This is a genomic window from Janthinobacterium sp. GW822-FHT07H10, assembly GCF_058798675.1.
In genome coordinates this window covers 246115-272535 of the sequence record NZ_JBXAKS010000007.1, presented here as the reverse complement: position 1 = coordinate 272535, position 26421 = coordinate 246115, and the positions used below count along the sequence as shown (strand labels likewise).

The 26421-nt window shown below is 63.5% G+C and carries 21 protein-coding genes and 1 riboswitch; of the genes, 12 read left to right on the top strand and 9 right to left on the bottom strand.

All coding sequences use genetic code 11. From position 1 onward, the window contains the following. The first annotated feature begins 21 nt into the window (after positions 1–21). From AC1RDJ_RS17875 to AC1RDJ_RS17860, 4 genes are all read left to right on the top strand, one after another. Positions 22–2616: a chemotaxis protein CheB gene (locus AC1RDJ_RS17875; protein WP_289885807.1), complete on the top strand. Its 2595-nt coding sequence runs from the start codon at positions 22–24 to the stop codon at positions 2614–2616. Then, positions 2613–4742 (top strand): PAS domain-containing sensor histidine kinase, encoded by a 2130-nt coding sequence (locus AC1RDJ_RS17870; protein WP_232251108.1) that lies wholly within the window; start codon positions 2613–2615, stop codon positions 4740–4742. Before AC1RDJ_RS17875 ends, AC1RDJ_RS17870 begins: the two co-directional genes overlap by 4 nt. 99 nt (positions 4743–4841) lie before the next feature. After that, a complete protein-coding gene (locus AC1RDJ_RS17865; protein ID WP_493028285.1) occupies positions 4842–6998 on the top strand; it encodes a S46 family peptidase in 2157 nt (718 codons plus the stop codon). Positions 6999–7199: 201 nt separating this feature from the next. Next, positions 7200–7742, top strand: a complete 543-nt coding sequence (locus AC1RDJ_RS17860; RefSeq protein WP_156894722.1) for a DUF4303 domain-containing protein — start codon at positions 7200–7202, stop codon at positions 7740–7742. A 291-nt stretch (positions 7743–8033) separates the two neighbouring features. Here AC1RDJ_RS17860 and AC1RDJ_RS17855 read toward each other — a convergent pair whose 3' ends face one another. Further along, positions 8034–8669 (bottom strand): TetR/AcrR family transcriptional regulator, encoded by a 636-nt coding sequence (locus tag AC1RDJ_RS17855; protein ID WP_071322833.1) that lies wholly within the window; start codon positions 8667–8669, stop codon positions 8034–8036. A gap of 79 nt (positions 8670–8748) precedes the next feature. On the opposite strand from AC1RDJ_RS17855, the gene AC1RDJ_RS17850 reads away from it, so the two are divergent. From AC1RDJ_RS17850 to AC1RDJ_RS17840, 3 genes are all read left to right on the top strand, one after another. Then, entirely contained in the window at positions 8749–9267 is a 519-nt protein-coding gene (locus tag AC1RDJ_RS17850) for a DUF2867 domain-containing protein (RefSeq protein WP_493028283.1), read from the top strand. Positions 9268–9354: 87 nt separating this feature from the next. Continuing rightward, positions 9355–9966, top strand: a complete 612-nt coding sequence (gene pnuC, locus AC1RDJ_RS17845) for a nicotinamide riboside transporter PnuC (RefSeq protein WP_289885815.1) — start codon at positions 9355–9357, stop codon at positions 9964–9966. Continuing rightward, positions 9963–10502 (top strand): AAA family ATPase, encoded by a 540-nt coding sequence (locus tag AC1RDJ_RS17840; RefSeq protein ID WP_493028282.1) that lies wholly within the window; start codon positions 9963–9965, stop codon positions 10500–10502. The genes pnuC and AC1RDJ_RS17840 overlap by 4 nt, the downstream gene beginning before the upstream one ends. Positions 10503–10509: 7 nt before the next feature. Here the strand turns inward: AC1RDJ_RS17840 and AC1RDJ_RS17835 are convergent, their stop codons facing one another. The 3 genes from AC1RDJ_RS17835 to AC1RDJ_RS17825 all read right to left on the bottom strand — a co-directional run bounded on the left by AC1RDJ_RS17835 (position 10510) and on the right by AC1RDJ_RS17825 (position 16190). Then, on the bottom strand, positions 10510–12465 hold the full coding sequence (locus AC1RDJ_RS17835) for an alpha/beta hydrolase family protein (RefSeq protein ID WP_493028281.1): 1956 nt from the start codon (positions 12463–12465) through the stop codon (positions 10510–10512). 137 nt (positions 12466–12602) lie between these two features. After that, a complete protein-coding gene (locus AC1RDJ_RS17830) occupies positions 12603–14771 on the bottom strand; it encodes a TonB-dependent siderophore receptor (RefSeq protein ID WP_493028280.1) in 2169 nt (722 codons plus the stop codon). A gap of 86 nt (positions 14772–14857) precedes the next feature. Continuing rightward, positions 14858–14955, bottom strand: a riboswitch (TPP riboswitch). Positions 14956–15032: 77 nt separating this feature from the next. Further along, positions 15033–16190, bottom strand: coding sequence for an iron-containing alcohol dehydrogenase (locus AC1RDJ_RS17825; protein WP_493028279.1), 1158 nt, complete (start codon positions 16188–16190; stop codon positions 15033–15035). A 147-nt stretch (positions 16191–16337) separates the two neighbouring features. Here AC1RDJ_RS17825 and AC1RDJ_RS17820 point away from each other — a divergent pair, with 147 nt between their 5' ends. After that, entirely contained in the window at positions 16338–16643 is a 306-nt protein-coding gene (locus AC1RDJ_RS17820; RefSeq protein WP_071322839.1) for a ferritin family protein, read from the top strand. A gap of 212 nt (positions 16644–16855) precedes the next feature. Then, entirely contained in the window at positions 16856–17335 is a 480-nt protein-coding gene (locus AC1RDJ_RS17815) for an Imm26 family immunity protein (protein WP_071322840.1), read from the top strand. A 133-nt stretch (positions 17336–17468) separates the two neighbouring features. On the opposite strand, the gene AC1RDJ_RS17810 is transcribed toward AC1RDJ_RS17815, so the two are convergent. After that, a complete protein-coding gene (locus tag AC1RDJ_RS17810) occupies positions 17469–18827 on the bottom strand; it encodes a sensor histidine kinase (RefSeq protein ID WP_493028278.1) in 1359 nt (452 codons plus the stop codon). Positions 18828–18840: 13 nt separating this feature from the next. Further along, entirely contained in the window at positions 18841–19542 is a 702-nt protein-coding gene (gene ompR / locus AC1RDJ_RS17805; RefSeq protein WP_223278807.1) for an osmolarity response regulator transcription factor OmpR, read from the bottom strand. A 264-nt stretch (positions 19543–19806) separates the two neighbouring features. Between ompR and AC1RDJ_RS17800 the strand changes: the two genes are divergently transcribed. Next, positions 19807–20196: a hypothetical protein gene (locus tag AC1RDJ_RS17800; RefSeq protein WP_156894723.1), complete on the top strand. Its 390-nt coding sequence runs from the start codon at positions 19807–19809 to the stop codon at positions 20194–20196. Between the two features lie 169 nt (positions 20197–20365). Then, entirely contained in the window at positions 20366–22231 is a 1866-nt protein-coding gene (locus tag AC1RDJ_RS17795) for a flagellar assembly protein A (protein ID WP_493028277.1), read from the top strand. Here the strand turns inward: AC1RDJ_RS17795 and arfB are convergent. Further along, positions 22228–22626 carry an alternative ribosome rescue aminoacyl-tRNA hydrolase ArfB gene (gene arfB, locus AC1RDJ_RS17790; RefSeq protein ID WP_071322843.1) on the bottom strand — a complete coding sequence of 133 codons (399 nt, stop codon included), beginning with the start codon at positions 22624–22626 and terminating at the stop codon, positions 22228–22230. The genes AC1RDJ_RS17795 and arfB overlap by 4 nt on opposite strands. 195 nt (positions 22627–22821) lie before the next feature. On the opposite strand from arfB, the gene AC1RDJ_RS17785 reads away from it, so the two are divergent. Continuing rightward, entirely contained in the window at positions 22822–23310 is a 489-nt protein-coding gene (locus AC1RDJ_RS17785) for a chemotaxis protein CheW (protein WP_493028276.1), read from the top strand. Between the two features lie 40 nt (positions 23311–23350). Here the strand turns inward: AC1RDJ_RS17785 and AC1RDJ_RS17780 are convergent, their stop codons facing one another. Both AC1RDJ_RS17780 and prmB read right to left on the bottom strand, forming a co-directional pair. Then, the gene (locus AC1RDJ_RS17780; protein ID WP_071322845.1) at positions 23351–25345 is read right to left on the bottom strand and encodes an ATP-binding cassette domain-containing protein; all 1995 of its coding nucleotides are present in this window, start codon (positions 25343–25345) and stop codon (positions 23351–23353) included. Positions 25346–25483: 138 nt separating this feature from the next. Then, a complete protein-coding gene (gene prmB, locus AC1RDJ_RS17775; protein ID WP_071326325.1) occupies positions 25484–26374 on the bottom strand; it encodes a 50S ribosomal protein L3 N(5)-glutamine methyltransferase in 891 nt (296 codons plus the stop codon). Positions 26375–26421: the final 47 nt, after the last annotated feature.

The following is a 26421-nucleotide window of genomic DNA, read 5'->3' as shown; positions in this document are numbered from 1 at the left end:
GTGGCTGTTTTCTTGCAGACGATGACACGCAGCAAACACAGCACATTGTCCGTCCCCGAGGTGGCCGCCATCGTCTTTCCCGTGGTGGGCATCGGCGCTTCCGCCGGCGGACTCGACCCGATAGTCGCTTTCCTGGCCAATGTGCCGCAGGAAAGCGGCATCGCCTATGTGGTGGTCCAGCACCTCGATCCCACGCAGAAGGCCATGCTGCCGGAACTGCTGCAGCGCGCCACCAGCATACCCGTCGCGGAAATCACGCACCAGGCGGAATTGCGCCCCAACCATATCTATGTGATTCCCTCGAATGCCGACCTGAGCCTGTCCAGGGGGCGTTTCGTGCTCAGCGAGCCGGTGCAGCTGCGCGGGCACCGCTTGCCGATCAACACTTTTTTCGAAAGCCTGGCAAGCGAACTGGGCGAATTGGCCGTGGGCGTGATTTTTTCCGGCATGGGCAGCGACGGCACGCGGGGCCTGCAAGCCATCAAGCACGCGGGCGGCCTGACCCTGGCGCAGTACCCGGACACGGCCAAGTTCGACATGATGCCGCAAAGCGCGATTGCCGCCGAAGTGGTGGACTTGATCGATCTGCCCGAGAAGATGCCGGAAAAGATCATCAACTACCTGTTCCGCAGCAGTTTCCTCAGTTCGCCCGGCCACGAACCGAGCGGGCGCAATTCGCTGCAGGACATCGTCGGCTTGCTGACCGAACATACGGGCAACAGCTTCACGGATTACAAGATCAATACGGTGCTGCGCCGCATCGAGCGACGCATGAGCTTGTATCAGATGACGTCGATGGACGAATATGCGCCGTACTTGCGCGCCAACCCTACGGAAATCGATTTGCTGTTCAAGGAATTGCTGATTGGCGTGACGAGCTTTTTCCGCGACCAGAAAGTGTGGGAATACCTGAAGATGGTGGCCTTGCCGCAGATGCTGGCAGCCCACCCGGACGGACGCGCCTTCAAGGCCTGGATACCGGCCTGTTCCACGGGAGAGGAAGCGTATTCGCTGGCGATGGTGTTCCACGAAGTGGTGGCCGACATCAATCCGCCGTCGAAGTACAGCCTGCAGATCTTTGCCACCGACCTGTCGGCCGACGCCATCGACCGCGCGCGCCAGGGACGTTTTCCGCAAACCATCCGCAGCGACGTGTCCGCCGAGCGCATCGAGCGTTTCTTTGTGCTGGAGAAGAACGATTATTTTGTGAAGAAAGAGATCCGCAACATGATCATCTTTGCCCAGCAAAACATCATTTCGGACCCGCCGTTTACCAAGCTCGACATCCTGTGCTGCCGCAATCTGTTGATTTATCTCAATGCCAAGCTGCAGCAACGTTTGATTCCGCTGTTTCACTACGCCTTGAACCGCGATGGTATCTTGTTGCTGGGTAGCGCCGATACGCCCGGTCATTTTTCCGACCTGTTTTCGCCGCTGACCACGTCGACCCGGCTGTACCGCCGCCTCGACAATCTGGCGCGCCAGCGCCTGCCCACCTATTTCCCCACCAAGGTTTCGGCGGCCTCGCCGCCGGCACCGAGCGACACGAGAGAAGTCAGCATGACTGGAAAGATCCAAGCCCATGTCGAGCAATTATTGCTCCAGAAATATTCACCGGCCGCCGCGCTGCTGAACCAGGAGGGGGACATCCTGTATATCAATGGCCGCACGGGCGCCTTCCTCGAGCCGGCGGCCGGCAAGGCCAACTGGAATATCCATGCGATGGCGCGCGAAGGCTTGCGCTACGAACTGGCCGACCTCATCAAGCAAGCCCTGCAAAGCGAAAGCATGGTGCGCCTGAAGGGCCTGGTGGTGAAGGACCATCTGGGGCAGTCGCTGGGCGTGGACCTGAGCGCCGAGGCGCTGAGCCAGCCCGAGTCGCTGCGCGGCATGGTCTTCGTCACGTTTTCCAGCGTGCCGCTGGTGGCCGAGGCGCGCCGCGGCCGCTCGCCCAATCCCAAGGTGCTGGAGCTGGAACAGCAGCTGGTGCAGGCGCGCAATGAAATCCAGGCCGTGCGCGACGAGATGCAGACCTCGCGCGAGGAGCTGAAGTCGGCCAACGAGGAATTACAGTCGACCAACGAGGAATTGCAATCGACGAACGAGGAACTGACCACCTCGAAGGAAGAGATGCAGTCGCTTAACGAAGAGCTGTACACGGTCAATGCGGAATTGCAATCGAAGGTCGATGATTTGTCGCTGGTCAATAGCGACATGAAGAATCTGCTCAATAGTACCGATATCGCCACCATTTTCCTCGACAGCGCCTTGCGCATCCGCCGCTTCACGGCGCCGGCCACGCAAATCTATAAGCTGATCCAGACGGACTTGCGCCGGCCGCTCAGCGACATCGTCAACGACCTCGACTACCCTGGGCTGGAAGCGGATGCGCTGGAAGTCATCCGCAGCCTCGTGTTTTGCGAGCGCCAGGTGCAGACCAAGACGGGGCGCTGGTATAACGTGCGCATCATGCCGTACCGCACGATAGAAAATGTGATCGACGGCGTGGTGGTGACTTTCATCAACATCACGGAATCGAAACTGCTGGAAGCCCAGCTGCGCCAGATCCAGTCCGGCGGCGCGGCTGCAGGCAATGGCGGCGCGAGCGTGCCATGAGCGAGCCATTCGACGGCGGACTCACGCCGGCCAGGCTGAGAGAGCAGGCCGAACAACTGGCGGCGGAGTTGCGCCGGCAGGTGCCGCCGGTGCTGTCGAATGAAGAGGTGATGCGCCAGCTGCATGAGCTGCAGGTGAGCCAGATCGAGCTGGAGATGCAGAGCGCGGCGCTGGCCGAGCTGGAACAGCTGAAGAATGAATTTGAAAGCAGCCGCGACCGTTATGCGCAGCTGTATGAACAGGCGCCCGTCAGTTATTTTTCGCTGGCGCGCGAGGGCGTCATCACGCGCGCCAACGTGGCGGCCTGCGGCTTGTTGCAACGCGACAAGAACCAATTGCTGGGGCGGCGCTTCGAGCAGTTCGTCGCGCCGCATGCGCAGGGCGGCTTCCGGCGCTTCCTCGACACCGTCTTCACCAGCGGCGCGCGGCAAGTGCTCGAAGCGCAGCTGTTCGAAGGCGAAGCGGGCGGCACTGGCGGCATGGTGCGCATCGAAGCCAATTTCGACACCGCCAGCGCCACGGCGCGCATGCTGGTGACGGACCTGGGCGACGAGCATGCGCGCGAGTCGGCGCTGCGGCGCGCCTTCGTCATCCTCGACACCATCCGCGAAGGCGTGCTGGTGACGGACAGCGGCAATCGCATCATTTCCGTCAATCCCGCCTTCACGGCCATCACCGGCTACCAGGCGGAAGAGGCGATCGGGCGCGACCCATCCTTCCTCGGCGGCGGCACGCACCTGCCGCAGTTTTATGAAGCCATGTGGCGCAGCCTGCAGCAGGATGGCAGCTGGTATGGCGAACTGGTCAACCGGCGCAAGAACGGCGAGCGTTTCGTCGAGTCGCTGTCGATCACGCCGATGCGCACGCCGGACGGCGCCATCAGCCACTTTGTCGGCGTGTTTTCCGATATCACGGAACGCAAGCTGGCCGAGGCCGCCTTGCGCGAGCTGCACCGCGAACTGGACCAGCGCGTCATCGACCGCACGGCCGAGCTGCTGCGGGCCAACCAGCACCTGCAGCTGGAAGTGCAGCAGCGCGAGCGGGCGCAGGAAGCCTTGCGCGATGCGGAGCGTTTCTTCCACGCCACCATCGATTCGCTGACGGACCGCGTGCTGGTGCTGGACCAGGCGGGCAGCGTCGTGCATGCGAACCAGGCTTGCCTGGCCTTTGTCGGGCAGATGGAAAGGCCACTGCATTACCTGGAATTTTGCGAGACGGATGCGCGCTGGCAGCGCAGCGCCGGACGCGAACTGGCCGCCGGCATCCGCTCCGTCATCACGGGCGGCACCGACGCGTATGCGCTGGAATACGAATTCGCCGCGCGCAGCGGGCCGCGCTGGTCGCAGGCCAGGGTCAGCCGTTTCCTCGGCGAAGGCCCGCTGCGCGTGGTGGTGGCGCACACGGATATCACCGAACGCAAGCTGATGGATGGCGCGCTGCGCCAGTCGCACGCCCAGCTGCGCCAGCTGGCGCTGCACCTGGAGACGGCCAAGGAAGACGAGCGCAAGCGCATCTCGCGCGATATCCACGATGAACTGGGACAAAACCTGCTGGCGCTGCGCATCGACATCTCCATGCTCAGCGCGCGCACGGAAGGCTCGCATCCGCGCCTGCACGGCCGCGTCGGCGCCGTACTCAGCAATGTCGACACCACCATCAAGAGCGTGCGCGGCATCATGAACGAATTGCGCCCGATGGCGCTGGACCTGGGCTTGCAGGCCGCCATCGAATGGCAGGTGGGCGACTTCCGCAAGCGCAGCGGCGTCGCTTGCCGCCTGCTGATCCGCGACGAAGCCCTGTTCGCCGCCATCGGCAGCCAGGTCGAGATCGTGCTGTTCCGCATCGTGCAGGAAGCGCTCAGCAATGTCATGCGCCATGCCCAGGCCAGCCAGGTCGAGATCGAACTCAGTTCGGATGCCTGCGCCGTGTACGTGGCCATCAGCGACAACGGCATCGGCATCACGCCGCAGCAGCAGCGCAAGAAACAGTGCTTTGGCCTGATCGGCATTGCCGAGCGGGTGACGGCGCTGGGCGGGCACTTCGAGGTGGGCACGCCGGCCTCGGGCGACGGTTGCCGGCTGGCCCTGCAGATCCCCTTGCAAGGCGCGGGGCGGCCAGCCGTTTGATGCGGCAATCGATACAGTAATTGCAGCAGGATAATTTTTGCCGACTCATGCAGGCTGGACAGGCTATACTTTCGCCTGCTTTTTATGGAGGGGCATATCTTGTTCAAAACAATCGTTTTACCAGTCGCCTTGCTGGGCGCGTTCGCCGGCGCACACGCCGACGAAGGGCAGTGGCAACCACACCAACTGCCGCAGCTGAAATCCGAATTGAAAAGAGTGGGCATCGAGATTCCTGCCGAGAAACTGGCAGACTTGAGCAAGCACCCGATGAGCGCCATCGTTTCGCTCGGCGGCTGCTCGGCCGCGTTCGTCTCCGACGCGGGCCTGGTGGTGACGAACCACCATTGCGCCTACGGCGCCATCCAGCGCAATTCGACGCCCGAACACAACTACATCACCAACGGCTTCCTGGCCAAGACGCGCGCCGCAGAGCTGCCGGGCGGTCCGAACAGCCTCGTGTATGTGACGGACAAGGTGGAAAACGTCAGCGAGCGCGTCCTGAAAGGCTTGACGGCCGACATGACGGGCCGCGCGCGCCATGAAGCCGTGGAAAAGCGCATCAAGGACCTGATCGCCGAATGCGAGACGGACAAGATGTACCGCTGCTCCGTGCCCGCCTTCCACCGCGGCCTCGAGTACTACCGCATCCGCCAGATGATGATACGCGACGTGCGCCTCGTGTACGCGCCATCGGACAAGATCGGCAACTTCGGCGGCGACATCGACAACTACGAATGGCCGCGCCACACGGGCGACTACTCGTTCCTGCGCGCCTACGTGGGCAAGGATGGCCGTCCGGCCGACCCGTCGCCGGACAACGTGCCCTACAAATCGAAGGATTTCCTGGTGGTCTCGGCCGAAGGCTTGAAGGCCGGCGACGGTATCTTGCTGGCGGGCTACCCCGGCCGCACGAGCCGCTACAAGCTGCCGTCGGAAATCCGCTTCGCGCGCGATACCGCCTTCCCGCTGAAAGTGTCGGAACTGCAAGCCGACCTGGCCGTGATGGCCGACGCCACGAATGGCGACGCGGCGGCCGCCGTGCGCTACGCCAGCGTGGTGAAAAGCATCAACAACGTGCTGAAGAAAACCCAGGGCTTGCTCGACGGCTTCGCGCGCAAGGATATCGCCGCCATCAAGGATGGCCAGGATGCCGAGTTCCGCGCCTGGTATGCCAAGCAGCCGAATGTCTCGTCGACCCTGCTGGCCGAACTGGACGCGGCGATCGCCAGCGACATGGCCCTCAGCGAAGAAGAGTTCGCCTGGTCCGTGGCCACCAACAGCGACCTGCTGAAGAGCGCGCGCTCGCTGTACCGCTTGTCGCAGGAGCGCCAGAAGCCGGACGCCGAGCGCGAATCGGGCTTCCAGCAGCGCGACCTGGCGTTCATCAAGGCGCGCCTGGCGCGCCTGGAGCAGTCGTACGTCAACAAGGTCGACCAGGCCCGTTTTGAGGCGGGCCTGAAGCGCTACGCCCAGCTGGCGGCGAAGAGCCATCCGCAAGGCCTGGACGCGCTGCTGCCGGTGCCAGCGGCCGTGGCGGCCCTGTACCAGCAGACGCAACTGGCCGACACGGCCAAGCGCCTGGCCTGGCTGGACAAGGACCAGGCTGCGATTGCCCAGTCCGACGACGCCTTCATGCAACTGGCCATCAAGCTGCAGCCGGTGGAAATGGCGCTGGAAGAGCGCCGCAAGGAAATCGACGGCAACCTGGAGCGCGTGATTCCGCAATACATGCAAGCTGTGATTGCCTGGAAGAAATCGCAAGGCAAGCCGGTGTATCCTGACGCCAACTCGACCCTGCGCGTAACGTACGGCACCGTTTCGGCCTTCTCGCCACGCGACGGCATCACCAAGGGGCCGTTCACGACCGTGGAAGGCATCGTCGAGAAAGTCACGGGCAAGGCCCCGTTCGAAGCGCCGCAAGCGCTGCTCGACGCCGTCAAGGCAAAACGCTATGGCCAGTTCCGCGACCCGGTGCTGGGCACCGTGCCCGTCAACTTCTTGACCAGCGCCGACACCACGGGCGGCAATTCCGGCTCGGCCGTGATGAACAAGCGTGGCGAACTGATCGGCCTGAACTTCGATTCGACGTATGAATCGATCACCAAGGACTGGTACTTCGACACGGCCATCACGCGCGCCATCCACCTCGACATCCGCTACCTGCTGTGGGTGATGAAGGAAGTGGACCACGCGGATAATCTGCTGCAGGAAATGACGGTCAAGTATCCGCAGGCGGCCAAGGCTGCGAAGAAGTAAGCTGTCACTTGCGCTAGCGCAAAGCCGCATCCGCCTGATCGGGGGATGCGGCTTTTTTTATGCGGGGCGCAGGGCGCGCAAGCGCCTTTATTTGCCGGGTGGCGGTCGCCGCACCGCACACCGCAGAGCCGCCTGTCGCCTTGAAGGGGCATCGTATAATTGCCCTCACTTTCCACCACCATTTTTCCGACAGGCCCCGCCATGCCCATGACTCCCGATTCGCCGCTTGACTGGCACACGTTTGAAACGGCATACGACGTTGAAGAGACGTGGTTCCAATTGGCCCGCGCGTCGCTGGCGGCGCTTGGCGCGTCCGCTTTCAAGGATCAGACATTTTCAGCATTTGCCTTCAACGCCGTATCGTTCCCATCCATTTCGTTGAGCCTGGATACCGATCCCGATAGCCGGAAGCGCGACTATTACCCTCCCGACTGGTCGAACGAATGCATGGAGGTCGATGTGCCGGAAATGGGACAACTCTGGACGGATGGCTGCGCAAGGATCGACGGCGCGCTGATCGAGCTGATCGACGCCGCCGATGACGAGCAGCTGGGCGCCATCGAGGAAGGCTATCTGCACAGCCTCAGGAAAACCATGGTGCGGCTGGAAACGAGCCAGGCCTTCGACCAGATCAAGACATGCGCGGGTTTCTGGACCGTGGTCACGCAAGTCGATGCCGATACCGATGCAGAGGAGCGGCTGCTCGAGCAGGTGCGGCTGGCGGCAGCGAACAGCGACGCATGACGGGGCGGTGCGGGCAGGGACACCTGCAAGGCGGCGCCGCCGGCAGCCCCTGAAAATGGCCTTCGCTGCAACGGCGGCTTGCATGCCATATCAGGGCTGGCCATAGCCTGATTCCTCCATCCCCGAGCGCCGGATCCCGGCCGCCACGCAGGGCGGCATCCTGCCGCACATACGCTGCTTCTCCGGTGCAGCCGCATCATGCCTGCCGCAGAGGTGCTGGCGCGACAGCCGCCACGCAGGGCGGCACATGACAGCAGGTGCGGCCGGCAACGCGATTGCCTGTCATCATTGCTATTGTTGTTCTCCCGCTTGCGGCTGCGCGGGCCGCAACGCTTCCACCGGCAACTGAAAAAAGCGCGGCACCATGGCCGGCGACAGATCGTCACCGCCGTCCGTCATGGCCAGGCGGCCGCTCAGGAGCAGCATCACGTAGCCGTGGCCCAGCGACCAGCCGGCGCTGGCGGCGGCCTTGTCCCAGCGCGCATCGAGGCCCGCCTCGCGTACGGCCGCGCCCGCCGTCTGCAGCACGTACTGGAAACACGCCTGCGCCGCCTCCTGCAGGGCGGGGAACTGGCGCACGTCCTGGTGCTCGAACATCAGCCGGTAGTGGGCGGGCGCGGCCAGGGCGAATTCGATGTATTGCTGGCCCAGCAGCTGAAAGCGCTGTTCGGCGGGCAGGCTGCCCGGCGGCGGCAATTCGGCCTCCCATGTGGCGATCAGGCTGGCGAAGCCGGCCGCCGCCACCTCGGCCAGCAGGGCTTCCTTGCTGGGGAAGTGGCGGTACACGGCGGCGATCGACACGCCTACCGTGCGCGCCAGTTCGCGCAGCGACAGGGCGGCGTCGCTCTGCTGCGCCAGCTGGGCGATGGTGGCGGCGACCAGTGTGTCGCGCAGGTTGCCGTGATGGTAAGTACTGGTGTTGCTCATCGCTGTTTCCATTGCATGTTATCGCTGTTCACATTGTCGTGTATGATGCTCATGTTATCACTGAAAACATGGAGATCGCATGCAAGAGATGCACATTGCCGTCCGCACCGTGGCCCTGCCGTCCCGCGCCGGCATCGCCCCCCTGTATCCGGGCAGCCACCTAGCCGACGCGTATGCCGTCGATTTGCCGAACGCGCGCGCGCGGGAGCTGGACATGGAAAGCCTGGCACGCATGCTGCTGGGCAGCCAGCCGGGCTGGGCGCAAAAGCTGATGGTGCTGCGCGACGCCATCGTGGCGCTGTTCGGCATCAAGACGGCGAAGCAGATGGAAGCGAAGCCAGGCAAACGCATCGGCATCTTCCGCATCTTTGCCGTCAGCGACGACGAGATCATCGTGGGCGAGGATGACAGCCACCTCGATTTCCGTTTGTCGGTGCTGCGCAACAGGGAGGCGGGGCGGCATGGCAGCGTGACCCTGGCCAGCGTCGTGCACTGCCATAACCGGGTGGGGCGCGCGTACATCCTGCTGATCCGCCCGTTTCACAAGCTGATCGTGCGGCGTTCGCTGGCGCGCGCGGCCAGGATGGGCTTCGTCTGAGCGGGGACTGGCGGCGGACGGCAGGGGCAATCTTGCTTATTCATGCCCGGTATTGCATACTGCGCCACCAGCCTCATCACGATTCCCATGAACGATACGCTTCTCCTGCTGGGTTTTGCCACCACGCCGCTTGAACTGATTTCCTTTGTCCTGGCATTGACAACCGTTGCGCTGAACATCCGCCAGAACCACTGGGCGTGGCTGTTCGCCATCATTTCCTCGGCCGCCTACGGTTTCGTGTTTTTCGAGTCGCGCCTGTATGGCGACATGGCCTTGCAGCTGCTGTTCATCACCGTCTCGTTCTGGGGCTGGTACCAGTGGCTGCACCCGGTCAGCGGCGGCAAGACCCTGCCCGTGACGCGCCTGAATGGCCGTGGCTGGCTAGCCTGCGCCGTCGGCTGGCTGGTCGGCTTCCTGCTCATTTCCTGGTTGCTGACGACGACGGACACGGACGTGCCCCACGCGGACGGCTTTCTGACGGCGGGCAGCCTGGTCGGTCAATTCCTGCTGTCGCGCAAGAAACTGGAAAACTGGGTCGCCTGGATCATCGTCGACGTGCTGTATGTGTGGCTGTACCTGCACAAGGGCCTGACCCTGACGGCCGTGCTGTATGCGTTCTTTGTCGTGATGGCCATCATCGGCCTGCTGGCGTGGCGCAAGGCGGCGCCGGCCGCGCCAGACGCCATGGTCCTCAAGTGACCGGGCGTTGCGTGCGCGTGGCCATCCTGGGCGCGGAATCGTCGGGCAAGTCGACCCTGGCGGCCGGCCTGGCCGAGCGTTATGGCAGCGTGTGGGTGCCGGAATACCTGCGCGAGTTTGTGGAAACGCAAGGCAGGGTGCCCGTGGCATCCGACCAGTATGGCATCGCCCGCATGCAGCTGGAGCGGGAAAACGCGGCCGCCGCGCAGGCGCGGCAATTTTTATTTTGTGACACGACGCCGCTGATGACGGCCGTCTACAGCCGCCATTACTTCCATGGCATCGATGCGCCGCTGGCCGCCCTGGCCGACGACTACCACTATGGCCTGACCCTGGTCACGGCGCCCGACAGCCCGTGGGTGGCCGACGGCTTGCAGCGCGAGTCGGAAGCCGTGCGCCAGCTGATTCATCGCCGGCTGCTCGAGGAACTGGCTGAGCGCCAGATTTCCTACCTGCTCGTCAGCGGTAGCCTGGCGGCTCGGCTGGCGCAGGCGGATGCCTGGTTGAGCACCAACACCCCTGGCAGGGCGGGCTAAGCCGGCCTTATTTGCCGATGTGCTCGGCCAGGAAGCTTTCCAGTTGCTGATAGAACGCGGTGGCGTTTTTCGTCATGTAGAAGCCATGTCCTTCGTTTTGCGCCATCATCCATTGCGGCGCATTGCCAGCCCTGACCAAGGCCTTGCGCATCAACTCGGCGTGTTCCGGTGGCGCCGTCGTGTCCTTGTCGCCGTGCACCAGCAATACCGGCACCTTGATCCGGTCAGCCAGGCGTGAAGGCGAGATGGCGTCGAGTTCCGTGTTGTTTTCACCGATATAGTCCTGGTAGGCATGCCGGATATATTTGTGGCGGCGTGCATTATCCTCTTCTTTGAACAACCTGAGCTCATATACGCCGGCATAGCCGATAGCGCATTTGAAGGCGCCAGGTGCACGTATGGTCAGCATCATTGCCGAGTAGGCGCCGAAGCTGGCGCCGTATGAGCAGACGCGCCCGGCATCGACTTCGCCTTCAGCAATGACAGCGGCGAGGCCGTCCAGGATGTCGTCCTGGATTTTTTCGCCCCATTGACGGTAGCCTGCCCGGATGAAGGTCTCGCCACGGCCCCCGGAACCACGGAAATTAACCTGGAGTACGGCGTAACCGCGGCTGGCGAGGAACTGCGCATCGCTGTCGAACGACCAGGTGTCGTAGACGCCGTGCGGTCCGCCGTGGGGCATGACAACCAGCGGCAATTTGACGCCTGGCGCGTGCGTCGGCATGGTCAGGTAGCCATGCAGTTGCAATCCGTCGCGTGCCTTGAAGGCAATGGGACGGCGCTCTGCCATGCGATCCGGGTCGATGCCAGGCATGGTCGAGTACAGCAGTTCCGCCTTGTTGCTGGCCTTGTCGTACAGGTAATAGCTGCCCGGGTCGCGATCGCTGTAGACGGAAAACAGCAAGGTGGCGCCGTCATCTGTGAAGTTGACGAAGCGTACATGTTCGTCCGGAAAAGATGCGCTCAATTGCTGGTGCAGCCGGGCGTCCGCACTATTGGCGTCCAGGTAGATGGCGCGGGTACGGCCCAGCTGGTGAGATACTGCGAAAGGCATCTCGTTGGCGTCATACATTACGCTGCTCAGGTCGGCAACAGGATCTTGCGCCAGAACCACTCGTTTTCCGCTCGCCAGCTCTTCCCGCACCAGGGCCTCAGGGCCACCATTGACGGCATGGGTAGCAAAAAAAGCGCTGTCGTCCATCGTGAAGTGGAACGGGATTGTGGTTTGTTTTGGGATGGGAGGAGTGAGACGCCACTGGCCGCTGGCGTCATCAAGACGGTACAACACCGGCTCGTTCTTGTCGTCCCAGCCGTAGGCGAAGCGCGGCACGCTATTGCGCTGCTGCACAAACTGCAGGCGTGGCGCAGCGATGTCGGCCAGGGTCTTGCGATGGGCCTTCTTGCTGTCGACGTCGTATAACTTTGACCGGTCACGATCCCATTCCTGGGCGGACAGAAAGACGTGACTATTGCGCGGCAAGGGAACGCCGTTGATGCGGGCATAGCCATGATCATCGTCGAGGCGGTCGCCTCGACTCGACGAGCGGAACATATCGTAGCCGAACAGGTATTCCTGGTTGGAGCCGTCGAAGTCAAAAGCAATGATTTCACCCGTTGATACCGGTTGTTCCAGCTCTCCCAGTTCCAGACCCTTGCGCAATACCAGGCGCGTGTTCGTCAACCAAAGGTAGTTAAGCGGCACTTCAAATATGCGCAGGCGCAGCATGCCTACCGCTTTCATGTCCGGCAATGCATAGATGGTGATGATGGGGATGTTGCGCCCACCCTGCTGCATCTGAGTCGTGACCGCTATGTGTTTGCCGTCTGGCGACAGGCGTGGTGTACTGAACCGATCCTTGCTGGTGAATTGCTCTATGGGAATCGCGGCCTCGGTGGCGTGGGCGCCGCCGCCCGTGATCAGGATCAGGCTGGCAAATACCAGTGACGCCACATGTTGTTTCATGGAGATGCCTTGCACGGATAATCAAAATAAGGGTGGCAATTATAGCAATTTAATAATTGCCATAGTGTAATATTTTAATTATTTGCTATGCGCATCCATGAACAGGGGCATGTCCGGCGCATGCCCCCATGCGGCTGTTAAAAGTCGAACTGCGCCGACACCTTCAAGGTCCGGCTGGCGCCCGGGAACAGGTAGCCGCCCGCTTCCGGTGTCACGTCGCGCCAGTAGAACTTGTCCGTCAGGTTGTTGACGCTGGCGCGCAGCACGGCGGGCGTGCCGGCCAGGCGCGTGGCGTAGGCGGCGCCCACGTTGAACACGCTGTACGATGGCACGAAGGTGGTGTTGCTGTACTCAAAGGCTTTCCTGCCCGCATATTCCCAGCTGCCATTGACGTTCAAGCCCGCCACTTGCGGCACGGCGTAGTCGGCGCGCACGGCCGCCTTCAGGGCCGGCACGTTGGGCACGCGCTTGCCGTCCAGGTCCGCATTGCCCGTGTCCGACTGCTGGCTGTTCAGGGCCGTCAGGGACGCGCCCAGCTGCAGGTTGGCGGATGCCTTGCCCTGGGCCGACAGTTCCAGGCCACGGTGCTGGGCCTGGCCGGCACGCACGAAGTTGTACGCGGTTTTGCTGCTGTCGAGGTATTGGTTGAATTCCAGGCCCTTGCGGATCTGGAACAGGCTGGCGGCCACCAGGAAGTCCGGCGTCACGTCCATCTTCACGCCGAACTCGATCTGCTTCGAGCGGCTCGGCGTCAGTTCCACGTTGGCGTTTTCCGCATAGCGGTCGGCCGTGCCGCCGTGTTCCATGCCCTGCGAGTAGGATGCATACACGGCGATATTGTCTTGCGGGTTGTACACCAGCGCCACGTTCGGCAGCAGGAAGTCGTGCTTGGCGCGGATTTCCTTGTCGGCCTTCAATACATACTGGTAGCCATCGACATCGATGTGGCGCAAGCCGCCATGCAGTTTCCAGTTCGGCGCCAGGCTGACGATGTCCTGCACGAAGACGGATTTTTCCTTGTCGTTGCGCACCAGGCGCACGGGGCCCGTGACGCCGTCGGACGGGGCGACGATGACGGGACGGTAGATATTGCTGATGCCCACTTCGTCGTACACGTATTTGCCAGCACGGTCCTTGCGGTTGAAATACGACACGCCGGCCGTGAATTCATGGCGCAGGCTGCCCGTGGCGAACTTGCCCTGGATCATGGCTTGCGCGCTCAGCGGCTTTTTCGTCTCGCCCAGGCTGCGGAAATCCCAGACGGAGAAGTCGCCGTTGCTGCAGAACACGGGGTCCCAGCCTTCCGGGCTGCAGCCGTACGGGTAGGCCGTATAGTCGTCGCGCTTGAACGAGTGCTGGTTGGCGGAGACGGTGGCATGCCAGTCGTCGTTGAACGCGTACTGGAAGCGCAGGCCGACGTTGCTGGTGATGGTTTCCACCGGATGCGTCCACGGCTGCTTGTTGAGCATGGTGTCGGCGCTGACGTTCGACGGCAGGCGGCCGTTGCTCAGCAGCTGGAAGCCGGGCGCCGTCACTTGCGCCTTGTCCTGGTAGTCGGCGTCCAGTTGTAGCAGCGCCTGCGGCGAGATTTGCCAGTCGAAGGCGCCGGAAATGAATTTGCGGTTGCCGTCGGCGCCCTTGATGTAGGAGCGCAGGCGCTCGGCCGCCACGTTGACGCGGTAGCCGAAGCGCGTGTCTTCCAGGCGTCCGCCCACGTCGACGGCGCCGTACAGCGTGCCCCGTTCGCGCGCTTCCAGCGTGACCGTGCGCAGCGGCGCATTCGTCGGGCGCTTGACGATGAAGTCGATCACGCCGCCCGGCGCGGCGATGCCTGCCTGCAAGCCTGCCAGGCCCTTCAGCACTTCGATGCGTTCCTTGTTTTCCAGCGGAATTTGCGTGTCGCCGGGAATGGCGACGCCATCCTTGCGGTAGCTGGAATTGGTGTCGAGCTTGAAGCCGCGTATCGTAAACTGTTCCGCATAGCCGACGGCATTGTAGGAATCGTTGATGCTGGCGTCGAGCTTGACGGCATCGCTGAGATTGCGGATCTGCAGGTCCTGCAATTCTTTTTGCCCGATGACGGTGACGCTGGCCGGCGTCTGCAGCAGCGGCGCGTCGGAAAAGCCGCCCACGGAGGCGCGCTTGGCGGCCGGCGCCTTGCTGGCCGTGACGATGACTTCGGTCATGCTTTGCGCATCGGCTTCGGCGGTGTCATTGACGGCCAGGGCGGGCGCGGCAAACGCGTGCAGGATGGCCAGGGTCAGTACAGGACGTGAAAAATGCGCAGATAAATTCGGTGTGGACATAGATTGCTCGTGGTTCAAGCCGTCTCTGGGAAAGAGCACGGCAGGCTGCTTGTTCGGCTGGCGCCAACGCAGGAGCTATCAAAGGAGGGAGGTACTTTGCGCTTTCCTTCGCTGGCATTATCCAGATCAGGTACGAAGGGTATCTCTCACCCGGATAACGACTCCAGGACCCCTAGCGAAACGACAGCTTAGCATGAACCACGGCCCGCTGTCCCGCTGGCTGACCGTTTTACAACAGTGTGGGCAGATTCTAAAACCAGGCTACAGGCTCAGCTCCAGCACCTTGCGGCTGACGGCGGGCGTCACTTCGCGCTGCTCGCCCAGCGCCGTCATGCCGTGCGCTTCCAGCGCCGCCACGATGGCGTCCACGCTCGCATGGTTCAGGCCATAGTCGGCCAGGCGCGTCTTGACGCCCATGTGGCGGAAGAAGAATTCCGTGCGCGCGATGGCCGCCTCGATGCGCCCATCCTCGTCGCCGCCGTCGAGGCCCCACACGCGGGCCGCATACTGCAGCAGCTTGGCGCGCTTGGCCTGCTTGCGCACGCGCAACATGCTGGGCAGGATGATGGCCAGCGTCTGCGCGTGATCGAGCTCGTACAGGGCCGTCAATTCATGGCCGATGGCGTGCGTGGACCAGTCCTGCGGCACGCCCACGCCGATCAGGCCATTCAAGGCCAGGGTGGCGCTCCACATCACGTTGGCGCGCACGTCGTAGTCGTCCGGGTGGGACAGGGCCTTCGGGCCTTCCTCGATCAGGGTCAGCAGGATGCCTTCGGCGAAGCGGTCTTGCACGGACGCGTTGACGGGGTAGGTCAGGTATTGCTCCATCACATGCGCGAAGGCATCGACGACGCCATTGCCCACCTGGCGCAGCGGCAGGGTGAACGTCTTCGTGGGATCCAGTACCGAGAATTTAGGATAGACCTTGCGGCTCATGAACGAGCGCTTTTCCTGCGTGGCCTTGCGCGTGATCACGGCCGAGCCATTCATTTCGGAACCCGTGGCCGGCAGGGTCAGCACGGTGCCGAAGGGCAGGGCGGCGTCGACGATCTTGCCGCCTTTCGCCAGGATGTCCCAGGCCTCGCCTTCATGCAGCGCGGCCGCGGCGATGAACTTGGTGCCGTCGACCACGGAACCGCCGCCGACGGCCAGCAGGAAATCGATGCGCTCGCTTTTCACGAGGGCCACGGCCTGCATCAGGGTTTCATAGCTGGGATTCGGTTCGATGCCGGCAAATTCCAGCACCGTGTGGCCGGCCAGCGCCGCGCGCACCTCATCGTAGACGCCGTTCTGCTTGATGCTGCCGCCGCCATACGTCATCAGCACCCTCGCCTGCGGCGGGATCAGCGCCGTGATGGCGGCGATCTGGCCCTGGCCGAAGAGGATTTGCGTCGGATTGTAGAAATCGAAATTGAACATGGGGCTCCCGCTGCGATGTGTAGGCTAATGCCGAGCCATGATTATGGCCGAACGGGGCGAAACGTGTCGTGGGCGCTTGAGCTTTTCGCCCGCGCGGCGGAGAATGCAGCGCAGGCCATATCACCCACTACGCGAAAAGGAAGCCGCATGACCACCGTCCCACTGGAAGAATCCGATTTGCCCGCCACCGCGCTCGACATGCACCGCGCCATCGGCGCCGCCATCGCCGCGCTGCAAGCGCTTGACCTGAACAGCCAGCGCTTCGAGGCGTGCACCGACCCGGAACTGCGCCGCGTGCTCGCGCATGCGGGCGATACCAGCCGCAAGGAAGTCGCCATGCTGCTCGAATGGATGCGCCGCCGCGACGCGCGCCTGGACAAGGAAATGAAGGAAGCGCTGTTCAAGGCGGGCCCCATCGTGGCCCAGTATCATTATGATGAAAAAGTATCGTAACTATTGGTTTGTTGCCGTGGCGTACCATGCGCCACACCGGCCTTGCTTCGCGTAGACTGTGGCCCTAATTGAATTTAACGTCGGCGAGCGGCGTTGCGAGCGGATGCGCGTTGTGGCCGAGGAGCGGAACTGTACTGAGGTACAGCGAGCACCGGAGGCCGCAAATCGCGCCGCGCAGTCGCCGTTGCCCGGCGTCTTCCTGAGGGTTTTATATGAAGTCATTACCATACCGAGAAGGCAGCTGGTTTGCCGTGCCCTTGCCGGGCGGCGGCTATGCCGTCGGCGTGGTGGCGCGCACGGCGCCTGCCGGACGCATCATGCTGGCGTATATGTTCGGGCCGAAGCGCGACAGCCTGCCCGCGCTGGATGAACTGGAAGCCTTGCAGCCGGAGCAGGCCGTGCGCCGCCTGCGCACGGGCGACATGGCCCTGCTCAACGAACGCTGGCCCCTGCTGGGCGACAGCCGCCATTGGAACCGCGCCGCCTGGCCCATGCCGGCGTTTATCCGCCGTAACGAATCGCTGCAGCGCGCGTGGCGCGCCAGCTATGCGGACGCCGATCCGGCCAAGCTGGACCGCGAGGAATCGATACCCTTCGATACGCCGGGCATGGAAAGCGATTCCCTGTACGGTTACGGGGCCACGGAATTGTTGATGAATAAATTGCTGGCGCAGGAGCAGGCGTCCGCTTGACCGTTGTCGGGCGGCGGAGACGCCGGAGCCGGCAGCGTAGGCGGATTGGCGCCTGGCGCGCAATCCGACAGGAATAGCCAACAATGTTGTCGGATTACGCGAGGCAAGCCCTCGCCGATCCCACCTGCGCCGCTTATGCCGCCGGCAAGCTGATCTGAAACGCCAGGCCGCCGCCTTCGCGGTTGCGCACCTGCAGTTCGGCGCCGTGGCGCAGCAGCACGCGGTCGACGATGGCCAGGCCCAGCCCGGCACCGTTTGCCTGGCCGCGCGCCGTGTCGAGGCGGGTGAAGGGTTTCAGCAGCTGCTCGATCTTTTCCGCCGGCACGCCGGTGCCATGGTCCTGCACTTCGATGATGACTTTTTTCGCGCCATGGCTGGTGCGCACCTGGCAGGCGATGTCGATTTCCGTCACGTCGCTGCCCGGCGTCTTGCCATAGCGGCGCGCATTCTCGATCAGGTTGTTCAGCACGCGGCGCAGGTCCGTGGCATTGCCCATCGCCTGCGCGCCATCGGCGATCGTCGCATTGATCTTCACGTCGGGCAGGCGCATCGCTTCGCGCGCCATGTCGCTGAGCAAGCCGCTCAAGTCCACATTCGTAAAACTCGACGCTTCCGTCGGCCTGGCGTAGTCGAGGAACTGGCCGATGATGGCGTCCATCTGCCCGATATCGGACTGGATGCCTTCGCGCGCCTCGTCCGACAGGTTCGCCATTTCCACTTCCAGCTGCATGCGCGCCAGCGGCGTGCGCAAATCGTGCGAGATGCCGGCCAGGATCACGGCGCGGTCCGATTCCACCTGCTGCAGGTCGTCGACCATCTGGTTGAAGCTGCGGTTCGCCTCGATGATCTCGATCGGGCCTTTTTCCGGCAGCGGCGCCGGCTGCTTGCCCTTGGCGATATCGCGCGCGGCCGCCGTCAAACGCGACAGCGGCAGATTGATCAGGCTGGAAATGATGGCCGCGCCCAGCACGGACAGCAAGGATACGAGACTGGCCCAGCCCAGCCACTGGAAGCCCGTCAGGCCGCGCAGGCGCTCGCGCTCGAGCATCAGCCAGTATTCGTCGTCGTCGATCTTGAAGCTGACCCAGAAGCCGGCCACGCCGTTGACGCGCGCGGAAAAGCGCGTGTCCTCGCCCAGCTTGGCCTTCACCAGCGCCTCGATGTCGGGCATCAGGTAATTGTCGGGCGGCGGCTCGATGCGGTCATCCTCTTCCAGCGGGAAGATGCGGATGCCTTCGTTGCTGACGAGGTCGAACAGCAGTTCGCGCCGCAGCTCGGGCGCCGAGTGCGTCAGGGCCGCATGCGTGATGGTGACGACGGAAATGACCTGGGCGGAAATCTGCTGCGCCTGCGGCTCGCGCTGGATGACGGAAATCATGCCGATCCAGGCGATCATGCTGACGGTGGTCAACGTACCCAGCAGCAAAAAGGTGCGCCAGAACAGGCCGCTTTTCAGCCGTGCCAGGCTGATATCGGGAACAAGCTTCATCATGCCTCGCCAGCGATCAGCGCGGCTGTCCGTCCGGGATGAAGACGTAGCCGAGGCCCCACACGGTCTGGATGAACAGCGGGCTCGACGGATCAGGCTCGATCAGCTTGCGCAGGCGCGAGATTTGCACGTCCAGGCTGCGGTCGAAGACTTCGTATTCGCGTCCGCGCGCCAGTTCCATCAGCTTTTCGCGCGACAGCGGCTGGCGCGCATGGCGGGCAAATACTTTCAACACGGAAAACTCACCGGTTGTCAGCGGCACCGTTTCGCCATTCTTTTTCAAGGTACGCGTGCCCAGGTCCAGCACGAAATCGCCGAATTCGAAGGTTTGCGGCGTTTCCGACGGCGCGCCCGGGATTTCATCGGGACCCTTGCGGCGCAGCACGGCGCCGATGCGGGCCACCAGTTCGCGCGGATTGAACGGTTTCGGCAGGTAGTCGTCGGCACCCATTTCCAGGCCGACGATGCGGTCCACGTCTTCGCCCTTGGCCGTCAGCATGATGATCGGCGTCTGGTCGCCCGCGCCGCGCAGGCGGCGGCAGATCGACAGGCCGTCTTCGCCGGGCAGCATCAGGTCGAGCACGAGCAGGTCGTAGCGCTCGCGCAGCCACAGCTTGTTCATCGCAGTGGCGCTCTCGGCCGTGAAGACATTGAAACCTTGCTCGGTCAGGTAGCGGCGCAGCAGGTCGCGCAGGCGCACATCGTCGTCCACCACCATGATTTTCGCCTGGTGGCCATGGATCGATTGCGTATTTGCATTGCTGCCGGTTGTGGAGGTTGTGGTCATTTAGGGTGTCGTGTTATCTTATATTAGTTGCTATAGTAACGCCTCGCGCGGCGTCGGCAAGGGGCTGTGGCGACCCATTACAAACTGTTACAAACTTTACCCAATTACTCTTACTGCACCGTGTAAAGCATCATACACTGGGGCCACAGTGGAAATCAGCTTTAAGTTTATACGGCATCGCGGAAGAGGAACTCAATGAATATCGTTACCCCAAAAATTCACGCCGCTCCCAGCGCATCAGCCTTCGCACGTGCCGTGCTGTCCACGTTCGCCGTTTGTTCCGTGTTGGCGGCCAGCCTGGCGCACGCGCAAAACCAGCCGCCGCGTCGCGACGACCAGCAGCAGCAACAGCAGCAAATGCAGGCCCAGCGTTACGAACAGGTGCAACGCAGTAATGATACGCGACTGCGCGAACAACGTGACGCACGCAGCTTCGACACGCGTGCCGAAGAGCAGCGCCGCGCCAACGACGGCGCCGAGGCATCGCGCCGCACGGGCCGCATGACGCCCGACGAGCGCCGCGACCTGCGCCGCCAGATCAATGAAGTGGGCCAGGACATCTATTCCAACCCGCCACGCCGATAACTATTTTCGGCAATCCATCCGACAGGGCCATCTCGCAAGACTTGGCCCTGTTCGCATTTGGTGGCCCGATTTTTTGCTGAGTCAGGCACGCCGCCACGCCCCGTGATATTGTTCAAGTGTACTGAGTAAGTGCAATTTAGCAAGTTTTCTGTTTTGGGGGAGGCAAGTGGTGAGCGACGACGACACGCCCGTTCCAGATGCGGCCCACGCGGCCAGCTTGCCGCATGGCCTCGTCCAGCGCCACGACGGCGTGTTCTTTGACCTTTCCCTGGCGCCCTCCCAGCTGCGCGCCGCCGTTGGCCAGCTGTTCCTGTCCGGCCAGCTGCTGGCCGGCCTCGACTACCCCTTGTTCCTGCTGACACTATTCCATGCGCCGGTGCCGCGCGCCGCGCCCAAGGGCGACGCCTTGCTGCGCGTCGCCGCCCGCGTGGCGCCATTCCCGGCCGCGCGGCGGGCCCTGTATAAACAGGTCAAGATCCGCGGCGACGTGGCCGAGTTTTACTTTGAGGCGCTGGCGGCCGATGCGGATGGCCAGGTGCCGGCGCGCCGCGAATTTGACGAGCTGGTGGCCGACCTGTGGGGCAAGGGCGTGCTCTACGGCCTCGACAGCGTTGCCGTGCGCGCCATCCTCGATACTGGCAAGGCCGAGCGCATCACGGTGGCGCGCGCGCTGCCGCCGCAGCCGGGGCGCGACGCCCAGCTGGTCGAGGTGTCGCAGGGCATCCACCGCGACGATGCGCCGCGCGAGCGTCCCGACGGCCGGCTCGATTTGCTCAGCTTCAAGAACCGCTTCCCGCAAGTGAAAAAACATGCACGCCTGCTGCGTTTGCTGCCGGGGGCGCCCGGCCAGCCCGGCTACGACCTGGCCGGCAACGTGCTGCCGCCGCCCGCGCCGCTGGAGCTGGACCTGGCGGCGGCAGCGGGCGTGGGCACGGTGGCCGAGCATTTCAGCGATGGCGACTTCATCGTGGCCACGCTGGATGGCTACGTGAATGTCGATGAGCAGGGCAAGATTTCCGTCGAGAACAAGATTGTCAGCCGCGAAGGCGTCAGCAGCCGCACCACGGGCAACCTGAAGCTGCGCGCCGCCTACGAGGAATATGGCGAGGTGCAGGAACAGCGCCAGCTCGACGGCAGCGACATCACCATCCACGGCGACGTGTATGGCCATCTGCATTCGCATGGCGGCTTGATCTTGCTTCATCGCAACCTGGTGGGCGGCACGGCCTTCAACGAGCACGGCGACGTGCGCATCGAGGGCGTGGCCTCCGGCTCCGTGGTGCAGTCGCTGAGCGGCGAGGTGCACTTGCGGCGCGCGGAAAGCTGCGTCATCGCCGGCACGCGCGTGGTGATCGACCACGCCAGCAATTGCGAGATCATCGCCGACGACGTCGTCATCGAGCTGGCCGAAGGCTGCGCCGTGGCGGCCCGCACCATCAAGGTCGGCAGCGCCGGGCCGCGCAAGCAGGTGGAAATGCTGCTGTTTCCGCTGGTGCCCGATTTGAGCAGCCTGGAGCAGAAGATCGCCGACAGCCTGGCCAGGGGCGCGCAATACCTGCAGATGCGCGACAAGCGCCAGCAGGAAATCGATGCCATCGCGCAGCTGCCCGAGGTGCGCAACTACCTGACCCTGGCGGGCCAGCTGCGGCGCGGCGAACTGCAGCTGCAGCCGGCACAGCAGTTGCAGTACGACAAGCTGGCCGCGCGCATCGCGCCCGTGCTGAAGGAAGTGGCGCGCCTGCGCGTGGAAGTGAAACAGTCGGAAATCCTGCAGGCGCAGATGCTGGCGCTGGTGGCGCAATTGCGCCAGGAGCGCCAGGCCATGGCCGGCCAGTCGCGCTGCACGCTGGGCCTGGTCGATGGCGAGACGACGGTGCGCGCCCTGGTCGTGCCGCGCGGGCCGGCCAAGGTCTACGACCGGCCGCCGAAGGAAATCAAGGCCTTGCTGCGCAGCGCCACGCCGGCCACCCAGCTGGTGTTTGCCGACAGCACGGGGACCCTGGACTGGACGTATGCGCCGCCGCCGGGCGGCTAGTCGGTGACCTTGCCGCGCGACTGTTTCAAGATGCTGTGCGTGCTCTTGCTGTCGAGGCGGCGCCGCTGCGAGCTGCGCGTGGGCTTGGTGGCGCGCCGCACGGCGGGCAGGAAGGTCACGCTGTCGATGATTTCCTGCAAGCGGCGCAGGGCTTCTTCCTTGTTCTGTTCCTGGCTGCGTGACTGCTGCGCCTTGAGCACCAGCACGCCATCCTTGCTGATGCGGCTGTCGCGCAGGGCCAGCAGGCGTTCCTTGTACGCGTCCGGCAGCGACGAGGCGGCGATGGGGAAGCGCAGGTGGATGGCGCTGGAGACCTTGTTGACATTCTGCCCGCCCGGGCCTTGGGCGCGGATGGCGGAAAATTCGACTTCAGCGGGATTGACGAGGTGTTGCATGGCCTGCCTGTGGGGAAACGGTGCGGCTATTGTAAGGGAAGATGGCTGCGCCGGCGCAAGGGCGGGCTTGCCGGCCGATGATGTCTTCCGGGAAAGTTGATGTTTCTCAACGCCGGCTGCGGCGATGCTGGTTAGCATGGGCCAACGTTGCGCCACTGCGCATCCTGGCAGCGCTTACCGGATGAAAGGATCATCATGCAGCCCACGACGACCGCTGGCGCCGCAGGAGCGGCGGAACGTAGCACCGTGCAATACCTGAGTTTCCGGCTGGGCGGCCTCGAATATGGCCTCGATTACCGCTGCGTGCGGGAATTGCGTCCGCTCAAGGAGCTCGACCGTTTTTCTTCGGAAGGGGAAGTCTTGCAAAGCGTGGCCGTGTCGCGCGGCGTGATCATTCCCATCGTCGACATGCGCGCCGCGTTCGGCAGCATGCAGGGCACGCCCGACCCCGCCACCGACGTGATCATCCTGCAGCTGAGCAATGGCGTGATGGGCATGGTGGTCGATGGCGTCACCGATATCGTCAGCCTGGCACCCTGCGACATTGCTCCCGTGCCCGGCCTGGGCGACACCGAGGCCGATTATCTGCTGGGCGTGGGCAAGGTGGCGGGGCGCCGCCTGATCCTCGTCGACATCGACCGCCTGATGGCCATCCGCAGCGCCAGCCCCATGCAGGTGGCATAAAAAAAGACGACCCGTCGGGTCGTCTTTTGTCGTCGCTTGATCAGCCGAGCTTTTCGAGTTCATCCTGCAAGTCCAGCCATTCCGCTTCCAGCTGCGCCAGGTCCTTGGTGAAGAAGGTCTGGTCCGCCAGCAGCTGTTTCAGCTTGGCCTTGTTGGCCGCGTCATAGATGGTCGGCTCGCCCAGCTTGGCTTCCGTTTCCGCCTTTTGCGCATTGCGCTTGGCGATTTGCTCTTCCTGGCGCTTGATCTTGTTTTCGATCGGCTTGCGCAGGGCGGCCGCCTTCTGGCGGTCTTCCGCTTCCTGGCGCTTGTCGCGCACGGGGGCGGCAGGGGCGGCGGCCGGCGCAGGGACGGACGAGGTTACCGGAAAGTCGGTCTTGTTGGCCTTGCCGGCGGCCGGCAGCACGTCCGTGCCCTTGCCCAGCTTGGTCTTGAACAGCCAGTCCTTGTAGTCGTCCAGGTCGCCGTCGAACGGCTGCAGCTTGCCGTCGGCAACGATGATGAATTCGTCCGTGGTGGCGCGCAGCAGGTGGCGATCATGGGAGACGACGACGAGCGTGCCTTCGAACTGCGCCAGCGCTTCCGTCAGCGCTTCGCGCGTTTCCAGATCCAGATGGTTGGTCGGTTCATCGAGCAGCAGCAAGTTCGGACGCTGCCAGACGATCAGGGCCAGCGCCAGGCGGGCTTTTTCGCCGCCCGAGAACGGCGCGATCGAGGCCGTGACCATATTGCCGGGGAAGTTGAAGCCGCCGAGGAAGTTGCGCAGCTCCTGTTCGCGCACGGTCGGCGCGATCTTGGCCAGATGCCACAGCGGCGATTCGTCATGGCGCAGCATTTCCACCTGGTGCTGGGCGAAGTAGCCGATGTTGAGGCCCTTGCCCATGGTGGCGTCGCCGTTCAAAGGCATCAGCTCTCCGGCGATGGTCTTGATCAGGGTCGACTTGCCGGCGCCGTTCTGGCCCAAGAGGCCGATGCGCTGGCCGATCTGCAGCGAAAACTTGATGCCGTTGACGATGGTCTTGTGCGTGATTTCGCCCGTCGCTTCGTTTTCTATTTTGTAGCCCGCATCGACGTCTTCCATCACCAGCAGCGGGTTCGGCGCGCTCAGCGGCTCGCGGAATTCGAACGAGAATTCGGCGGCGGCGCGCAATGGCGCCAGCTCTTCCATCTTCGCCAGCGCCTTCATGCGGCTTTGCGCCTGGCGCGCCTTCGAGGCTTGCGCCTTGAAGCGGTTGACGAACGATTCCAGGTGGGCGCGTTTGCGCTGCTGCTTTTCCAGCGCGCCGGCGGCCAGGATCATCTGCGCCGCGCGCTGGCGCTCGAAGCTCGAGTAGTTGCCCGAGTAGCGTTTCAGCTTGCGCTCGTCGATATGCACGACCACGTTGACCACTTCGTCGAGGAAGTCGCGGTCATGGGAAATGATCAGCAGGGTGCCGGCGTAGCGTTTCAGCCAGTCTTCCAGCCAGATGATGGCGTCCAGGTCCAGATGGTTGGTCGGTTCATCGAGCAGCAGCAGGTCGGACGGGCACATCAGCGCCTGCGCCAGGTTCAAGCGCATGCGCCAGCCGCCGGAGAAGCTGGCCACCGGTTGCTGCATCTGGTCCAGGGTAAAGCCCAGGCCCAGCAGCAACTGCTCGCCGCGCGACTGCACCGTGTAGGCGTCGGCATCGGCCATCGCGCTGTAGATTTCGCCGATGGCGATGCCGTTTTCCGACGTTGCCGGTTCCGATTCCAGGCGCGCCAGTTCCGCTTCCAGCTTGCGCAGGGTGACGTCGCCGTCGATCGCGTAGTCGAGCGCGGCGCGGTCCAGCGGCGGCGTTTCCTGCGCCACGTAAGCCACGCGCCACTTGGCCGGGAAATCGATCTCGCCCTGGTCAGGGTGCAGCTCGCCGCGCATCATCGCGAACAGGCTCGATTTGCCCGCGCCATTGGCGCCGATCAGGCCGATCTTGTCGCCCGGGTTGAGGGTGACGTCGACTTGTTCGAGCAACGGTTTGATGCCGCGCATCAGGCTTACTTGTAGGAAACGTATCATTTTTTTCTTTGTAAAGGCTGGGCTTTGACCCCCGCCGTAAAAACATCGTGTAGGTCGGATTAGTCCGCAGGGCGTAATCCGACGGGTGCCGCACAGGCATGTCGGATTACGCTACGCTAATCCGACCTACCAATTCCATTAAACCAGCTTCAACTGCTCGGCCGTCAGCAGGAAGACCATGTCGTCGCCGGCGCTCGTCGTCAGCCAGGTCAGGCCCAGCTCGCCGAAGGCCGCTTCCGCGTATGCGCGTTCGTTGCCGATTTCAATCATCAGGATGCCGTCGTCCGTCAGGCGCTCGGCCGCGCCGGCGATGATCTTGCGCACCAGATCCATGCCGTCGCTGCCGCCGTCGAGGGCGATCTGTGGTTCGGCCAGGTATTCCTGCGGCAGGGCGCCCATCGAGGCGGAATTCACGTACGGCGGGTTGCTGATGATCAAGTCGTATTTCTTGGCCGGCACGTTCGCGTACAGGTCCGATTCGATCAAGGTGACGCGGTCCTGCAGCTTGTAGGTGTCGACGTTGCGCTTGGCCACGGCCAGCGCGTCGGCGGAAATGTCCACGGCGTCGACCTGGGCGTTCGGGAAGGCGTCGGCCATCATGATCGAAAGGCAGCCCGAGCCGGTGCACAGTTCCAGGATGTTTTCCACGGCTTCCGGTTCCGCCACCCACGGCGAGAAGTATTCAGGGATCAGCTCGGCGATGAAGGAGCGGGGCACGATCACGCGCTCGTCGACGTAGAAGTTGTAGGTGCCCAGCCAGCCTTCCTTGGTGATGTAGGCGGCCGGCACGCGGTCGATGCTGCGGCGGTCGATGACGCTCATCACGCTGGCCACTTCCGACGGCAGCAGCTTGGCGTCGAGGAAGGGTTCGAGTTTGTCGAGCGGCAACTTCAAGGTGTGCAGGATCAGATAGGCCGCTTCGTCGAACGCTTCGGCGCTGCCGTGGCCGAAAAACAGCTTGGCGGTGTTGAAACGGGTGACGGCGTAGCGCAGCAGGTCGCGTGGCGTGGAAAACGGGTTCGGGGTCATGGCATTCTCGAAAAGACGGTGTTCTGGCCCGCCGTGACGGGCCTCGG

Excerpts from the sequence above, each read along its gene's own strand:
- AC1RDJ_RS17875 (WP_289885807.1), top strand. The coding sequence starts at position 22 with ATGACACGCAGCAAACACAGCACATTGTCCGTCCCCGAGGTGGCCGCC.
- AC1RDJ_RS17870 (WP_232251108.1), top strand. The coding sequence starts at position 2,613 with ATGAGCGAGCCATTCGACGGCGGACTCACGCCGGCCAGGCTGAGAGAG.
- AC1RDJ_RS17860 (WP_156894722.1), top strand. The coding sequence starts at position 7,200 with ATGCCCATGACTCCCGATTCGCCGCTTGACTGGCACACGTTTGAAACG.
- AC1RDJ_RS17855 (WP_071322833.1), bottom strand. The coding sequence starts at position 8,669 with ATGAGCAACACCAGTACTTACCATCACGGCAACCTGCGCGACACACTG.
- AC1RDJ_RS17850 (WP_493028283.1), top strand. The coding sequence starts at position 8,749 with ATGCAAGAGATGCACATTGCCGTCCGCACCGTGGCCCTGCCGTCCCGC.
- pnuC (WP_289885815.1), top strand. The coding sequence starts at position 9,355 with ATGAACGATACGCTTCTCCTGCTGGGTTTTGCCACCACGCCGCTTGAA.
- AC1RDJ_RS17835 (WP_493028281.1), bottom strand. The coding sequence starts at position 12,465 with ATGAAACAACATGTGGCGTCACTGGTATTTGCCAGCCTGATCCTGATC.
- AC1RDJ_RS17830 (WP_493028280.1), bottom strand. The coding sequence starts at position 14,771 with ATGTCCACACCGAATTTATCTGCGCATTTTTCACGTCCTGTACTGACC.
- AC1RDJ_RS17825 (WP_493028279.1), bottom strand. The coding sequence starts at position 16,190 with ATGTTCAATTTCGATTTCTACAATCCGACGCAAATCCTCTTCGGCCAG.
- AC1RDJ_RS17820 (WP_071322839.1), top strand. The coding sequence starts at position 16,338 with ATGACCACCGTCCCACTGGAAGAATCCGATTTGCCCGCCACCGCGCTC.
- AC1RDJ_RS17815 (WP_071322840.1), top strand. The coding sequence starts at position 16,856 with ATGAAGTCATTACCATACCGAGAAGGCAGCTGGTTTGCCGTGCCCTTG.
- AC1RDJ_RS17810 (WP_493028278.1), bottom strand. The coding sequence starts at position 18,827 with ATGATGAAGCTTGTTCCCGATATCAGCCTGGCACGGCTGAAAAGCGGC.
- ompR (WP_223278807.1), bottom strand. The coding sequence starts at position 19,542 with ATGGTGGTGGACGACGATGTGCGCCTGCGCGACCTGCTGCGCCGCTAC.
- AC1RDJ_RS17800 (WP_156894723.1), top strand. The coding sequence starts at position 19,807 with ATGAATATCGTTACCCCAAAAATTCACGCCGCTCCCAGCGCATCAGCC.
- arfB (WP_071322843.1), bottom strand. The coding sequence starts at position 22,626 with ATGCAACACCTCGTCAATCCCGCTGAAGTCGAATTTTCCGCCATCCGC.
- AC1RDJ_RS17785 (WP_493028276.1), top strand. The coding sequence starts at position 22,822 with ATGCAGCCCACGACGACCGCTGGCGCCGCAGGAGCGGCGGAACGTAGC.
- AC1RDJ_RS17780 (WP_071322845.1), bottom strand. The coding sequence starts at position 25,345 with ATGATACGTTTCCTACAAGTAAGCCTGATGCGCGGCATCAAACCGTTG.
- prmB (WP_071326325.1), bottom strand. The coding sequence starts at position 26,374 with ATGACCCCGAACCCGTTTTCCACGCCACGCGACCTGCTGCGCTACGCC.